Source organism: Microbacterium rhizophilum (assembly GCF_039605615.1).
Taxonomy (GTDB): Bacteria; Actinomycetota; Actinomycetes; order Actinomycetales; family Microbacteriaceae; genus Microbacterium; species Microbacterium rhizophilus.
Genome location: NZ_JBCNUN010000002.1, coordinates 345003 through 359535, shown reverse-complemented (window position 1 = coordinate 359535; position 14533 = coordinate 345003). Strand labels below are relative to the sequence as shown.

12 protein-coding genes and 1 tRNA gene are annotated in these 14533 nt (G+C 71.3%); 9 read left to right on the top strand and 4 right to left on the bottom strand.

Annotation, left to right across the window (positions count from 1 at the left end; all coding sequences use genetic code 11):
• Positions 1-26: 26 nt before the first annotated feature.
• From AAD528_RS05640 to AAD528_RS05630, 3 genes are all read left to right on the top strand, one after another.
• Positions 27-1154 (top strand): substrate-binding domain-containing protein, encoded by a 1128-nt coding sequence (locus tag AAD528_RS05640; protein ID WP_345751066.1) that lies wholly within the window; start codon positions 27-29, stop codon positions 1152-1154.
• A 79-nt stretch (positions 1155-1233) separates the two neighbouring features.
• On the top strand, positions 1234-2028 hold the full coding sequence (locus tag AAD528_RS05635) for a DNA/RNA non-specific endonuclease (protein ID WP_345751065.1): 795 nt from the start codon (positions 1234-1236) through the stop codon (positions 2026-2028).
• 57 nt (positions 2029-2085) lie between these two features.
• Positions 2086-3888, top strand: a complete 1803-nt coding sequence (locus AAD528_RS05630) for an ABC-F family ATP-binding cassette domain-containing protein (RefSeq protein WP_345751064.1) — start codon at positions 2086-2088, stop codon at positions 3886-3888.
• A gap of 63 nt (positions 3889-3951) precedes the next feature.
• On the opposite strand, the gene AAD528_RS05625 is transcribed toward AAD528_RS05630, so the two are convergent.
• Positions 3952-4464: a MarR family winged helix-turn-helix transcriptional regulator gene (locus AAD528_RS05625; RefSeq protein WP_345751063.1), complete on the bottom strand. Its 513-nt coding sequence runs from the start codon at positions 4462-4464 to the stop codon at positions 3952-3954.
• Between the two features lie 58 nt (positions 4465-4522).
• On the opposite strand from AAD528_RS05625, the gene AAD528_RS05620 reads away from it, so the two are divergent.
• From AAD528_RS05620 to AAD528_RS05610, 3 genes are all read left to right on the top strand, one after another.
• A tRNA-Gln gene (locus AAD528_RS05620) sits at positions 4523-4594 on the top strand.
• Between the two features lies 1 nt (position 4595).
• A complete protein-coding gene (gene glmU, locus AAD528_RS05615; protein ID WP_345751062.1) occupies positions 4596-6062 on the top strand; it encodes a bifunctional UDP-N-acetylglucosamine diphosphorylase/glucosamine-1-phosphate N-acetyltransferase GlmU in 1467 nt (488 codons plus the stop codon).
• Positions 6034-7071 (top strand): ribose-phosphate diphosphokinase, encoded by a 1038-nt coding sequence (locus AAD528_RS05610; protein WP_345751061.1) that lies wholly within the window; start codon positions 6034-6036, stop codon positions 7069-7071. Before glmU ends, AAD528_RS05610 begins: the two co-directional genes overlap by 29 nt.
• Before the next feature lie 59 nt (positions 7072-7130).
• Here the strand turns inward: AAD528_RS05610 and AAD528_RS05605 are convergent, their stop codons facing one another.
• Positions 7131-8570 carry a sensor histidine kinase gene (locus tag AAD528_RS05605; RefSeq protein ID WP_445974732.1) on the bottom strand — a complete coding sequence of 480 codons (1440 nt, stop codon included), beginning with the start codon at positions 8568-8570 and terminating at the stop codon, positions 7131-7133.
• A 119-nt stretch (positions 8571-8689) separates the two neighbouring features.
• Entirely contained in the window at positions 8690-9421 is a 732-nt protein-coding gene (locus AAD528_RS05600) for a response regulator transcription factor (protein WP_345751059.1), read from the bottom strand.
• 174 nt (positions 9422-9595) lie between these two features.
• Between AAD528_RS05600 and AAD528_RS05595 the strand changes: the two genes are divergently transcribed.
• On the top strand, positions 9596-11050 hold the full coding sequence (locus AAD528_RS05595; RefSeq protein WP_345751058.1) for an ABC transporter permease: 1455 nt from the start codon (positions 9596-9598) through the stop codon (positions 11048-11050).
• 65 nt (positions 11051-11115) lie between these two features.
• Positions 11116-11808 carry an ABC transporter ATP-binding protein gene (locus tag AAD528_RS05590; RefSeq protein ID WP_345751057.1) on the top strand — a complete coding sequence of 231 codons (693 nt, stop codon included), beginning with the start codon at positions 11116-11118 and terminating at the stop codon, positions 11806-11808.
• A gap of 63 nt (positions 11809-11871) precedes the next feature.
• Here AAD528_RS05590 and gnd read toward each other — a convergent pair whose 3' ends face one another.
• The gene (gnd, locus tag AAD528_RS05585; RefSeq protein ID WP_375339590.1) at positions 11872-13377 is read right to left on the bottom strand and encodes an NADP-dependent phosphogluconate dehydrogenase; all 1506 of its coding nucleotides are present in this window, start codon (positions 13375-13377) and stop codon (positions 11872-11874) included.
• A 456-nt stretch (positions 13378-13833) separates the two neighbouring features.
• On the opposite strand from gnd, the gene AAD528_RS05580 reads away from it, so the two are divergent.
• Positions 13834-14475 (top strand): 50S ribosomal protein L25/general stress protein Ctc, encoded by a 642-nt coding sequence (locus tag AAD528_RS05580; protein ID WP_345751055.1) that lies wholly within the window; start codon positions 13834-13836, stop codon positions 14473-14475.
• Positions 14476-14533 lie beyond the last annotated feature (58 nt).

Sequence of the window (14533 nt, the reverse complement as noted above, 5' to 3'; positions counted from 1 at the left end):
CCAAACAGAAAGTGGACACACATCACATGAAGAAGATCGCTCTCACCGCCACGGCGGCGGTCGCGGCTCTGGCGCTGGGTCTGACGGGCTGCTCCTCGGAGCGCGGCGGAGGCACCGCGGAGCCCGGTGGAACCGGCGCCTCGGAGGCCCCCGCGGGCTTCGAGGCCGGCGCCACGATCGGCGTCGCGCTCCCGGACAAGACCAGCGAGAACTGGGTGCTCGCCGGCCAGCTGTTCACCGACGGACTGGAGGAGGCCGGCTTCAAGGCCGACGTCCAGTACGCCCCGGCGAGCAACACGGTCGCCGAGCAGCAGAACCAGATCCAGGCGATGGTCACGGCCGGCGCCAAGGTCATCGTCATCGGTGCCAAGGACGGCAAGCAGCTCGCCACGCAGGTGGAGGCGGCCAAGGACGCCGGTGCGTACGTGATCGCGTACGACCGCCTCATCGAGAACACCGAGGCCGTCGACTACTACGTCGCGTTCGACAACTTCAAGGTCGGCGAGCTCCAGGGCCAGGCCCTCCTCGACGGACTCGAGGCCAACGCCGGCCACGACGCCCCGTACAACGTCGAGCTGTTCTCGGGCTCGCCCGACGACGCCAACTCGGCTGTGTTCTTCAACGGCGCGATGAGCGTTCTGCAGGAGAAGATCGATGACGGCACGCTGGTCGTCGGCTCCGGCCAGACCGAGATCGCGCAGACCGCGACGCAGGGCTGGCTCGCCGAGAACGCTCAGGAGCGCATGGACGGTCTCCTGACGTCCACCTACGGCAGCGAGGAGCTCGACGGCGTGCTGTCGCCGAACGACACGCTCGCCCGCGCCATCCTGACGTCGGTCGAGCAGGCAGGCAAGAAGCAGCCGGTCGTGACCGGTCAGGACTCCGAGGTCGAGTCGGTCAAGTGGATCATGGAGGACAAGCAGTACTCCACGATCAACAAGGACACCGCCCTGCTCGTGGAGCAGACCATCAAGATGGTCGGCCAGCTCCAGGCGGGCGACGAGGTCGACGTCAACGACACCGAGCAGTACGACAACGGCGTCAAGGTCGTCCCGTCGTACCTGCTCGACCCGGTGATCGTCACGAAGGAGAACGCGGCCGAGGCCTACGCCAACGTCCCGAGCCTCCTCGAGATCGTCGAGTCGTACAAGTAATCGCCGTTCCCACGAGGGCCGTCCGGTGTTCACCGGGCGGCCCTCGTGGCATGTCCGGGCCTGCTTCTAAGGTCGGGGCATGGGCTACTCGCCGGACTTCCTGGACGTCTCCGTGCCGCTCCCCGTGCTCTCGGGCGGGGCCGCGCGCTCGGCCGCGCCGCTGGACTACACGCACTTCACCGTGATCCTGGATCGGGATCGCCGGCTCGCCCGGCTGACGGCGGTGAACGTGGACGGGGCGGCGCTGGTCGACGTCGAGCGCGGCGACGACTGGCGCCTGGACGAGCGGATCCCGGCCGAGTGGCAGGCGGGCCCCGACGTGTACGCGCGCAACGACCTCGACCGGGGGCACCTGGTGCGCCGCCGCGACCCCGTGTGGGGCGAGGATGCCGAGCGCGCCAACAGCGACACGTTCCACTACACGAACGCCGCGCCGCAGGCCTCGGGGTTCAACCAGTCGGAGGAGCTGTGGGTCGGCCTCGAGGACCACGTGCTGCAGTACGCCGACGCGCACGACCACCGCATCTCGGTGTTCACCGCTCCCGTGCTCGGCGCCGAGGACCTGCCGTACCGCGGCATCCTGATCCCGTTGCGCTTCTTCAAGATCGCGGTCTGGGTCCGCTACGGCGAGCTGCGCGCGGCCGGCTTCGTCCTGGACCAGTCGCCCATGATCGACCTCGACGAGATCGAGCAGGGCGCGAGGGGCGAGGTGCCCGACCTGGGTCCGTTCCGCACCTTCCAGGTGCCGGTGGCCGACATCGCGGAGCTCACGGAGCTCGGACTGGATCAGCTGGTGGCGGCCGACGTGCTGCCCGCGACCGCGCTGGCCGAGCCGTGGCGGCGGCTGACGGCGACGCGCGACATCCACCTCTGACGCGCGTCGGACGCGGCGGGCGGTCGCCCAGGCGCGCTCCCATACGCTTGAGGGGATATGGCGCATCTTCTGGGGGCCGAGGCCCTGCACCTCGAGTACCCGACCAAGGTCGTCTTCGACTCGATCTCGCTGGGCGTGAACGAGGGCGACCGCATCGGCATCGTCGGCCGCAACGGCGACGGCAAGTCCAGCCTGCTGGCGATGCTCGCCGGTCGGCGCGAGCCCGACGCCGGTCGCGTGACCGTCCGCGGCGGCGTGCGGATCGGCGTGCTCGACCAGGCGGACACGCTGCCGGACGGCGTCACGATCGGCGAGGCCGTCGTCGGTGACACCCCCGAGCACGAGTGGGCGGGCGACGCGAAGGTGCGCGACGTGATCGCCGGGCTCCTGGGCGACCTGCCGTGGGACGCGCTGCTCGGCACGCTCTCGGGCGGCCAGCGCCGCCGCGTCGCACTCGCGGCGCTGCTGGCGGGCGACTGGGACGTCCTCGCCCTCGACGAGCCCACCAACCACCTCGACGTCGAGGCGATCGCGTGGCTCGCGAACCACCTGAAGCGCCGCTGGGCCCCCAGCGCCGGCGGCCTGCTGACCGTCACGCACGACCGGTGGTTCCTCGACGAGGTCTGCACCGCGACGTGGGAGGTGCACGACCGCATCGTCGAGCCCTTCGAGGGCGGCTACGCGGCGTACATCCTGCAGCGCGTCGAGCGCGACCGCCAGGCCGCGGCGATCGAGCAGCGCCGGCAGAACCTCGCGCGCAAAGAGCTCGCCTGGCTGCGCCGCGGCGCCCCCGCCCGCACGTCGAAGCCGAGGTTCCGGATCGACGCCGCCAACCAGCTGATCGAGGACGTCCCCGAGATCCGCGACAAGACCGAGCTGGCCTCGCTCGCCGTCTCGCGGCTCGGCAAGGACGTCGTCGACCTGCTCGACGTGTCCGTCTCGTACGGCGAGCAGAAGGTCATCGAGCGCGTCGAGTGGCGCCTCGCGCCGGGCGAGCGCACGGGCATCCTCGGCGTGAACGGCGCCGGCAAGTCGACGCTGCTGAGCCTGATCTCCGGCACGATCGAGCCCACCTCGGGACGCGTCAAGCGCGGCAAGACCGTGAAGGTCGCGACCCTCACACAGCGCCTCGACGAACTCGAGGAGCACCTGAACGACCCGGTGCGCGTCGTGATCGGGCGCCTGCGCACGACGTACACGTTCGGATCCGGATCCAAGGCGACCGAGCTCAGCCCCGGTCAGCTGCTCGAGCGCATGGGATTCTCCAGCGCGCAGCTGTCGACGCCGGTGAAGGACCTGTCGGGCGGCCAGAAGCGACGCCTGCAGCTGCTGCTGATCCTGCTGGATCAGCCCAACGTGCTGATCCTCGACGAGCCGACGAACGACCTCGACACCGACATGCTCGCGGCGATGGAGGACCTGCTCGACTCGTGGCCCGGCACGCTCATCGTCGTGTCGCACGACCGGTACTTCCTCGAGCGCGTCACGGATCAGCAGTACGCGATCCTCGGGCGCCGGCTGCGGCATCTGCCGGGCGGGGTGGACGAGTACCTGCGGCTGCGGCAGCTGGAGCAGGCCGCGCCCGCACCGCGAGCCACGCAGGCGCAAGCCGCGGCGGCCCCGACGCCGAGCGGCCTGAGCGGCGCCGAGCTGCGCACCGCGCAGAAAGAGGTCGCTGCGCTCGAGCGCCGCATCGCCAAGCTCACCGAGCAGGTCGACGCCGCGCGCACCGCGCTCGCCGACCACGACCAGTCCGACTACGAGGGCCTCGGCCGCGAGATGGCCGCCGTCGCCGCGCTGCAGGACGAGATCGCCGCCGCCGAGGAGCGCTGGTTCGAGCTCACGGAGGAGATCGGCTGACGGGACCTCCGCCGCGCGAGCCGCTCGACCGTCACGCAGAGGGCCTGGGCGCGGCAGCCGCGCTCAGGCGCCGGGCGGCGCGACGTCGAAGCCGAGGCTGAGGCGCCGCAGCAGCGTCGCGAGGCGGTCGCGCTCCGTCGCGCTGAGACGGCCGAGCAGCTCGGCCTCGGCATCCATCAGGCGCGTGATGGCCGCGTCGACGCGCACGCGTCCGTCGTCCGTGAGCGTCACCAGCACGCTGCGTCCGTCGGCCGGATCCGCCTCGCGGCGCACGAAGCGGCGCCCGACCAGGCGATCGATCCGATTCGTCATGGTGCCGCTCGAGACCAGGGTCTGCAGCAGCAGCTGCTTGGGGCTGAGCTGATACGGCGCGCCCGCGCGGCGCAGGGCGGACAGCACGTCCCACTCCCACGGCTCGATGTCCGTGCGGCGGAACGCGTCGCGCCGGGCGCGGTCGAGGTGCCGCGAGAGCCGGTCCACGCGCGAGAGCACCTCCATGGGGGAGAAGTCGAGGTCGGGGCGCTGCTGCGCCCACGCGCCGACGATGCGGTCGACCTCGTCCGTCTCGGATGCCATGGTCCGAGTCTAGGGAGCCGCGGATGGCAGACTGGGACGGCGGTCTGTCGGGCCGCGGTCCGCCATGGTGTAACGGCAGCACGACAGCCTTTGGAGCTGTGAGGACCAGGTTCGAATCCTGGTGGCGGAGCATGAGCGACAACAACGACCTCGCGATCGTCATCCTGGCGGCAGGACAGGGCACGCGCATGCGCTCGAAGCTGCCGAAGGTGCTGCATCCGATCGGCGGACGCACGCTGCTCGGACACGTCCTGCACACCGCGCAGCAGCTGCCCGCGTCCGTCGTGCGCGTGGTCGTGCGGCACGAGCGCGACCAGGTGGTGCAGACGCTCGAGGACATCCCGGGCGTCGAGATCGTCGACCAGGACGAGATCCCCGGCACGGGCCGCGCGGTGCAGCTGGCCGTCGAGGGCCTGCCGGACGGGTTCGACGGCGACGTGCTGGTGCTCAGCGGCGACGTGCCCCTGCTGGACGTCGACACGCTCGCCGGCTTCGTCGAGACGCACCGCACGGCCGCGGCCGAGGCGACGCTGATGAGCGCGACGATCGACGACCCGACCGGCTACGGGCGCATCATCCGCGACCCGGACGGATCCGTGGCCCGGATCGTCGAGCAGAAGGACGCCTCCGACGACGAGGCCGCGGTCACCGAGATCAACGCGGGCGTGTACGTCTTCCGCGCCGCCTCGCTGCGCCAGAGCCTCGCCCAGGTGGGCACCGACAACGCGCAGCGCGAGATGTACCTCACCGACGTCGTCCGGCTGCTGCGCCAGGCCGGCCGCGCCGTCGCCGCCCAGGCGGTGGCCGACGCGCGCGTGACCTTCGGCGTGAACGACCGCGCCCAGCTGTCCGACGTCGGCGCCATCCTGAACGCCCGGATCGTCCGCCGCTGGCAGCGCGAGGGCGTCACGATCCAGGATCCCGCGACCACGTGGATCGACGACACCGCCACGCTCGCCGAGGACGTCACGATCCTGCCCAACACGCACATCCTCGGCGCCACGACGATCGCGGAGGGCGCGACGATCGGTCCGGACACGTCGCTCGTCGACTGCGAGGTCGGCGCCGGGGCGACCGTGCGCCGGGCGGATGCGACGCTCGCCGTGATCGGCGCGGGCGCGAACGTCGGCCCGTACGCCTACCTTCGGGCGGGAGCCGAGCTCGCCGCGGGCGCCAAGGTCGGCACCTACGTCGAGGTCAAGAACTCGCAGATCGGCGAGGGATCGAAGGTGCCTCACCTGTCGTACATCGGCGACACCACGATCGGCCGAGGGGTCAACCTGGGCGCGGGCGCGATCACCGCGAACTACGACGACATCCACAAGCACCGCACGGAGATCGGCGACGAGGTGCACACCGGGTCCCATAACGTCTTCGTCGCGCCCGTTAGGATTGAGGCCGGTGCGAAGACCGGCGCCGGGGCGGTGATCCGCAAGGACGTCCCGGCCGGAGCCCTCGCCCTGAGTGTCGCCCCTCAGCGGAACATCGAGGGGTGGGTGGACAAGAACCGAGCGGGCACCGCAGCGGCCGAGGCCGCGGAGCGCGCCCGAAGCGCAGAGAAGGCGGCCGATGGCGCGCAAGAGCAGGACGACCACTGACGACGAGCGACAGAAGGGCATCGCGCCCGGGATCGTCGCCAAGACCAAGAAGCGGCTCGTCGTGGTGGCCGGAGGCTCGCACCCGGAGCTCGCGCATGCGATCGCCGACCACATCGGCATCGAAGTCGCGCCGACCGAGCGCCGCACGTTCGCGTCCGGAGAGATCTACACCCGCTTCGAGACCTCGATGCGCGGCGCCGACGTCTTCCTCGTGCAGACCTTCGGCAGCCCCGTCAACGAGTGGATCATGGAGATGCTCATCATGCTCGACGCGCTCAAGCGCGCGTCGGCCAAGCGCATCACCGTGGTCGCGCCGTACTACCCGTACTCGCGCCAGGACAAGAAGGGCCGTGGCCGCGAGCCGATCTCGGCCCGTCTGGTGACCGACCTCATCGCGACGGCCGGCGCCGACCGCATCATGAGCGTCGACCTGCACGCCGCGCAGATCCAGGGCTTCTTCGACGGCCCGGTCGACCACCTGTTCGCCAAGCCGATCCTGGCGCGCTACTTCGAGGAGTCGCTGCGGGGCGAGGACCGGGAGACCCTGACGGTCGTCTCTCCCGACATGGGCCGCGTGCGCGTCGCCGACACGTGGGCCGAGGAGTTCGGCGCGCCGCTCGCGATCATCCACAAGCGCCGCGACCCCAAGGTCGCCAATCAGGTGACGGTGCACGAGATCGTCGGCGAGGTGAGCGGACGCACGTGCCTGCTCGTCGACGACATGATCGACACCGGCGGCACGATCGTGAAGGCCGCTCAGGCACTCAAGGCCAGCGGCGCCCGGAAGGTCATCGTCGCCGCGACGCACGCGATCTTCAGCGACCCCGCCTCCGAGCGTCTGCAGGACGCGTCGATCGACGAGGTCGTCGTGACCGACACCGTGCCGCTCGAGGAGGCCCGCCGCTTCGACAAGCTCACGGTCCTCTCCGCCGCACCCCTGCTGGGGCGTGCGATCAAGGAGGTCTTCGACGACGGATCCGTCACCAGCATGTTCGACGGGGCCGCCTGACCCCACCCGCTCCGACGCGGACGAGGCCGCATCCGATCCGGGTGCGGCCTCGTCGCACGTCAGGACGGATCGCGCGGCTTGGCCGGCAGGCTCACCTCGAACGTCGTGTCGCCCGGGGAGCTGGCGACCGAGATGGTGCCGTGATGCGCCTCCACGATGGCCTTCACGATCGCGAGACCGAGACCGGTGCCGCCGGTCGCGCGCGCCCGCGAGCGGTCGGCGCGCGCGAAGCGCGTGAACAGCTCGCCCTGCAGCGCCGGGTCGATGCCCGGGCCGTCGTCGTGCACGCGCAGCACGCCGCGCGTCGCGCTGCCCGATCCCTCGTGCCGCACCGACACCGTCACGGTCGTGCCTGCGGGGGTGTGGGTGCGCGCGTTGGCGAGCAGGTTCACGATGACCTGATTCAGCCGCGCGGCGTCGCCCGCGACGATCACCGGCTCCTCGTCGACGTCCACCCGCAGCGTGTGATCCGATCCGGTCACCCGCTGGTCCGCGACCGATTCGAGCGCAAGCTGCGTGAGGTCTACGGCGCCGTAGACGAGCTCCTGGCCCTCGTCGAGCCGGGCCAGCAGCAGCAGGTCCTCGACGAGTCCCGTCATCCGCATCGACTGCGCCTGGATCCGCTCGAGGGATTGCCCGGTGGTCTCGCTCAGCGACGGATCCCGCAGCGACAGCTCCGAGTAGCCGCGGATGGACGCGAGCGGCGTGCGCAGCTCGTGGCTGGCGTCCGCGACGAAGCGGCGCATCCGCTCCTCGTTGCGCTGCCGCGCGTGCAGCGACGCGTCGACGTGATCGAGCAGGGTGTTCAGGGCCGCGCCCACCTGCCCGGTCTCGGTGTACGGATCCGCCTGCTCGGCCGGCACGCGCTCCTCGATCGACACCACGCCCTGATCCAGCGGCTGCCGCGCGACGCGCTGCGCCGTCTCGGCCACGGCGCGCAGCGGCTTCAGGCCCTGCCGGATCACGAGCGTGATCGCGCCGCCCAGCACGAACAGCCCCGCCGCCGTCGTGAAGGTGATCGTGGTCAGCATCTGCCCGATCGTCGCGCGCACGTCGCCGGTGGACTGGCCCATGATCGCGTAGCCGCCCTCGATCGTGCCGTGCAGCACGCGGAACTCGCCCAGCCGCGGCACCGTGAGCGTCGACACGGCCGCGACCGTCGGCGGAGCGTCCTCCTCGGGCAGCGTGCGCTCGCCCAGCGACAGCCCGCGCAGCTGCGACTCGGTCAGCGGCACCACCGAGAAGTGCTCGTCGACGAAGGCGCCGGATCGCGTGCCGTCGGCCGTCGCGACGACGAGGATCGTGCCGGGAGGCATCTGCGCGCCCTCCAGCGCGGCGCCGGGCGCGACGGCACCCGCCCGCAGCCACGGCTGCGCCTCCGCCACCATGCCGCGCACCTGCTGCGTCAGACGCTCCTCGAGCGAGTTGTTCAGCATGACGCTCGTGACGCCCGCCACGACGACGAAGATCAGCGACACGAAGCCGAACACCGTCAGCATCAGGCGCGCCTGGAACGACAGCTGCCGCTTCTTGGGGTGCGCCGCCGCAGCCGGCGGGGCCGCGGCGTCCGGCGGGGCCGCGGCGTCCGGCGGGGCCGCGGCGTGCGGGGGAGTCCCGGTCACTGCGGCGCCTTGATCATGTAGCCCACGCCGCGGACGGTGTGGATGAGCGGCTCGCGGCCCGCGTCGATCTTCTTGCGCAGGTAGGAGATGTACAGCTCGACGACGCTCGAGCGGCCGCCGAAGTCGTAGCTCCACACGCGATCGAGGATCTGCGCCTTCGACACCACCTTGCGCTCGTTGCGCATGAGGAAGCGCAGCAGCTCGAACTCGGTGGCGGTGAGCTCGATCTCCGCGCCGTCTCGCGCGACCTCGTGGCTGTCCTCGTTCAGGGTGAGATCGCCCACGCGCAGGATCGGCTCGTCCTCGGCCGCGTGCGCGGTGCCGGATCGCCGCATCAGGGCCCGCAGGCGCGCGACGACCTCCTCGAGGCTGAAGGGCTTGGTGACGTAGTCGTCGCCACCCGCCGTGAGTCCCGCGACCCGATCGGAGACGGCGTCCTTGGCGGTGAGGAAGAGCACGGGCACGTCGTCGCCGCTCTGCCGAAGGCGCTGCAGCACGCTCATGCCGTCGAGATCCGGCATCATGACGTCGAGCACGAGCGCGTCCGGCCGGAACTCCTTCGCGGCCGTAAGCGCCTCGAAGCCGCTCGCCGCCGTGCGCACCTGCCAGCCCTCCATCTTGAGGGCCATCGACAGCAGATCCGTCAGCATCTGCTCGTCGTCGACGACCAGGATCCGGACGGGCGTGCCGTCCGCGCGCAGCAGGGCGGGGGAGTGGGGCGTGCTCATGTGCTCCATTCTGCGCACGAAGCTATGAGGTTTCTATGGAGCCGCCTTTGCGCGGGATGGGAAGACCCCGCGCGGCGCGTCCATAGGGATCTCATACGCCACTCCGCGAGCCGTCATCATCCGCGTCCCTAGCCTCGGGTGCTGTGGCCGGATGCTCCGGCCCGGAGGAGACCCATGTACGTGACATATCTGCGGCGCGAACTCGCGGGCCGCAAGAAGCAGACGATCATCGTGGCCGCCGGCCTCGCGATCGCGATCGCGCTGGTGATCGTCGTGAACGCGCTGGCCGCCGGCGTGCGGGACGCACAGGCGGCGGCACTCGGATCCGTCTACGGCGTCGGCACCGACCTCACGGTCGCGGGCGCCCAGGCGGAGCCCGGCGAGGGCGGAGGCCGGCCGTCGTTCGACTTCGGCGAGGACGGCGGCACGACGAACGAGGACGGCTCGACCAGCCTCAGCCAGTCGCGGCTGATGACGGACTTCCGGCGCGGAACCCTCGAGGCATCCAGCGTGGACGCGGTCGCCGGCATCGACGGCGTCGCGGCGGCGACGGGGGCGCTCAGTCTCACCAACACGACGTTCGACGGCGAGCTGCCGGACAGGTCGAGCGCGCCGCAGGGCGAGGGAGAGGTGCCCGACGGCGGGGCACCGCAGGGCGGCGGCTTCGGCGGCGGACAGTTCGACGTCGACTCGTTCACGGTGCTCGGGATCGCGCCGGGCGAGACGGCGGTCGGCCCGCTGTCGTCGGTGGCGCTCGGCGACGGCCGACTGCTGGACGCGGGCGACGAGGGCGAGGACGTCGCGGTGCTGGACGAGACCTACGCCGCGAGTGCGGAGCTGGCGGTGGGCGACGCGATCGACGTCGGCGGCACCGAGATGGAGATCGTGGGCCTCGTGGCATCCGCGTCGGCCGACGCCGACACCGCGGCGAACGTCTATGTCCCGCTGGACGTCGCGCAGGCGATCTCCGACGCGGGTGACGTCGTCTCGACCGTGTACGTGCAGGCTGAGTCGTCCGACGCCATCCCGGGCGTGCAGGCAGCGCTCGAGGAGGCGCTGCCCGACGCGACCGTGAGCTCCCAGTCGGACCTCGCGTCCACGGTCTCCGGATCGCTGGCAAGCGCGTCGACCCTGATCACGAACCTCGGGACGTGGCTGTCGATCATCCTGCTCGCCGTGGCGGTCGCGCTCGCGGTGCTGTTCACGATCTCGGGAGTCGCCCGTCGCACGCGCGAGTTCGGCACGCTCAAGGCGATCGGCTGGTCGAATGGCCGCGTGATCGGCCAGGTCGCGGGCGAGTCCGTCGTGCAGGGCCTGATCGGCGGGGCCGCGGGCCTCGTCCTCGGCCTGGCCGGGATCGCGGCGATCAACCTGATCCACCCCACGATCTCGAGCGCCCCGGACGCGAGCGCAGCGGGCCCCGAGGGCGGAGGGATGCCGGGCGGCGGCGGTCCGTTCGGTCAGGCGGCGCAGACCGCCGCCGACGTCACGCTCAGCGCGCCCGTGTCGCTGTGGGTGATCCTCGCGGCCGTCGGCCTCGCGGTCGCCGCCGGCCTCATCGCGGGTGCCTTCGGCGGCTGGCGCGCCGCGCGGCTCAGCCCGGCCGAGGCGCTGAGGTCCGTCGCATGACCGCGCAGCCGCATACCCGACAGGAGAACGACATGCACCGTACCGAGCGAGCGAGGCGAGACGAAGTGACCATCACGCATACGGCCCCGGCGTACCGGATCGCCGGCGTCACGAAGACCTACCGGCAGAAGGAGCGGACGGTGCACGCGCTGACCGGCGTGGACGTCGAGATCGCGCAGGGCGACTTCGTCACCATCCAGGGCCCGACCGGCGGCGGCAAGTCGACGTTCCTGCAGATCCTGGGCGCGCTCGACCGGCCGACCGCCGGCGAGGTCGTGATCGGCGGGAAGGACATCGCAAAGGCCTCGAACGCGGAGCTCGGCCGGCTGCGGGCGCATGACATCGGCTTCGTGTTCCAGGGGTTCAATCTGATCCCGACCCTCACGGCCGCCGAGAACGTCGACATGGGCCTGGAGCCGCTCGGGCTGGCGGGGGACGAGCGGCGCAGTCGCGTGGCCGATGCTCTCGCGCACGTCGGGCTCGCCGAGCGCGGCGACCACCGGCCGGGGGAGCTGTCGGGCGGCCAGCAGCAGAGGGTGGCGATCGCCCGGGCGATCGCGAAGCGTCCCCGGGTGCTGCTTGCGGACGAGCCGACCGGCAACCTCGACGAGGGCATGCGCGACGAGATCCTGCAGGTGCTGCAGGCGCTCAACGACGACGGCCTCACGCTCGTCGTGGTGACGCACGACTCGGCCGTGGCGCGCCGGGCCGGGCGCCGGCTGCGCCTCGAGAAGGGCGCAGTGCGCGAGATCGGCTGACGCCCGCAGACGTCCGAGGCCGCACCCGAGAACGGGTGCGGCCTCGCGGCGTTCAGACGCGGGTCAGTGCGTGTCCTCGGCCCCGATCTCGGTGCGGTCGCCCGACCACAGCGTGTGGAAGGTTCCCGGCTTGTCGATGCGCTTGTAGGTGTGCGCGCCGAAGAAGTCACGCTGCCCCTGCACGAGGGCGGCGGGCAGGCGCTCGGCCCGGATGCCGTCGTAGTACGACAGCGAGGACGAGAACGCCGGCGACGGGATGCCGGCCTGCGTCGCGGCGACGACCACCCGGCGCCACGCCGCCTGGCCGCGCGTGAGCGCGTCGGCGAAGTACGGCGCCGTCATCAGCAGCGGCAGGTCCGGGGTCTCGGCGTACGCGTCCGCGATGCGGTTCAGGAACTGGGCGCGGATGATGCAGCCCGCGCGCCAGATCTTCGAGATCGCGCCGAGGTCGATCTTCCAGTCGTACTCGGCGGCGCCCGCGCGGATCTCGTCGAAGCCCTGCGAGTACGCGACGATCTTCGAGGCGAACAGCGCCTGGCGGACGTCCTCGATGAAGGCGTCGGCGTCGGCGACCTCGAACTCCTCGTCCGGACCGGGCAGGACCGATGCGGCCTCGCGCTGCTCGGGGTGCGAGGACAGCGATCGCGCGAACGTGGCCTCGGCGATGCCCGACACCGGCACGCCCAGCGACAGGGCGGTCTGCACGGTCCAGGCACCGGTGCCCTTGGCGCCGGCCTGGTCGAGGATCACGTCGACGAGGGGCTTGCCGGTGGAGGCATCGTCCTGTCGCAGCACCTCGGCGGTGATCTCGATCAGGTACGACTCGAGCTCGCCCTTGTTCCACTCCGCGAAGATGTCGGCGATCTCGGCGGGGCTCTTGCCCGTGCCGCGGCGGATCAGGTCGTACGCCTCGGCGATGAGCTGCATGTCGGCGTACTCGATGCCGTTGTGCACCATCTTCACGAAGTGGCCGGCGCCGTCGGTGCCGACGTGGGTGACGCACGGCTCGCCCTCGGCGACGGCCGCGATCGACTTCAGGATCGGGCCGAGCGTGACCCACGACTCCTCCGGGCCGCCCGGCATGATCGAGGGGCCGTGCAGCGCGCCCTCCTCCCCGCCCGAGATGCCGGCGCCGACGAAGTTGATGCCCGTCTCGCGCACGGACTTCTCGCGGCGGATGGTGTCGGTGAACAGCGCGTTGCCGCCGTCCACGATGATGTCGCCCGGCTCGAAGACCTCGGTGAGCGCCTGGATCACGGCGTCCGTGCCCGCGCCGGCCTTCACCATGATGATGGCGGTGCGGGGCTTGGACAGCGACGCCGCGAACTCCGCGTACGAGAACGCCGGGACGAACTCGGCCTCGGGGTGCTCGGAGAGCAGCTCGTCGGTCTTGGACCGGCTGCGGTTGAACACCGCCACCGTGTTGCCCTCGCGGCTGGCGAGGTTGCGGGCGAGGTTCGAGCCCATCACGGCGAGGCCCACGACCCCGATGTTGGCGACGGCGGCATCGCTCTGGGCGGGCGAAGTGGTGGAAGCGTCGGTCACGCGATCTCCTTGCACACGGATCATGGCGGATCACCGGACGGTGTCACGGGGAAGACGGGACACGCCAGGCGATCCCGTCGCCTCCAGGCTAGTGCTCCGCGTCCTCACGTGAGTCCGTGCGTGACGGTGAGCGCCCGCCGGCGGCGGCGCCGGGATCAGTCCTTGCGGTAGCCCGAGCGGCCGAGGGAGAAGAAGGCGCCGACGACCAGGACGACGGCCGTGAGGCTCATGAGGCCGACGATGGCGGCGAGGATGTGCGAAGGATCGATCACGTCACAACGGTATCCGTTCGTCCGGTAGGATGGAAAACGACCTCGGCGAGGGCGAGCCGCGTAATCGCGTGCTCTGCCGTTATCGACGCGGGTGAGCCTCGTGGCTCTCCTCATGCGTTGCGCCTGATGCCGGACGCCTGGGTCGAGAGACATCCCACAGACCATCGCGCGGCGGATCCCGTCGCGTGTCCACGAGGAGATACACACCATGTCGGAGCAGACCACGCTCGCCGCAGAGGTGCGCACCCAGTTCGGCAAGGGCTTCGCCCGCCGCCTGCGCGCCGCCCACCAGATCCCCGCCGTCCTCTACGGTCACGGCAGCGAGCCCGTGCACCTGGCCCTGCCGGGGCACGAGACGCTCCTGCTCGTGCGTCACGCGAACCCGATCGTCGAGCTCGCGTTCGAGGGCAAGACGCAGCTGGCGCTCGTCAAGGACGTCCAGCGCGACCCGGTGCGCCAGGTCATCGAGCACGTCGACCTCGTCGTGCTGAAGAAGGGCGAGAAGGTCACGGTCGACGTCCCCGTCGTCGTCGAGGGCGAGCCCTTCGCCGGCACGATCGCCAACCTGGACGCCATGACGCTGTCCGTCGAGGTCGAGGCCACGCACATCCCCGAGCACCTCGTCGTGAACGTCGAGGGCCTCGAGGACGGCACGCACATCACCGCCGGCGAGGTCGAGCTGCCGCAGGGCGCCACGCTCGTCTCCGACGCCGAGACGCTGGTCGTCGCCGTGTCGACGCCGCAGCTCGACACCACGTCGGACGCCGAGGCCGAGGCCGAGGGCGAGGAGGCCGCTGAGGCCGCCGAGGGCGAGGGCGACGAGGCCGGCGAGTCGGAGACCGCCGAGTAATCGGAGCACTTCTGCCGAGAGGGGGCGCGAGCGATCGCGTCCCCTCTTCGCATGTCCG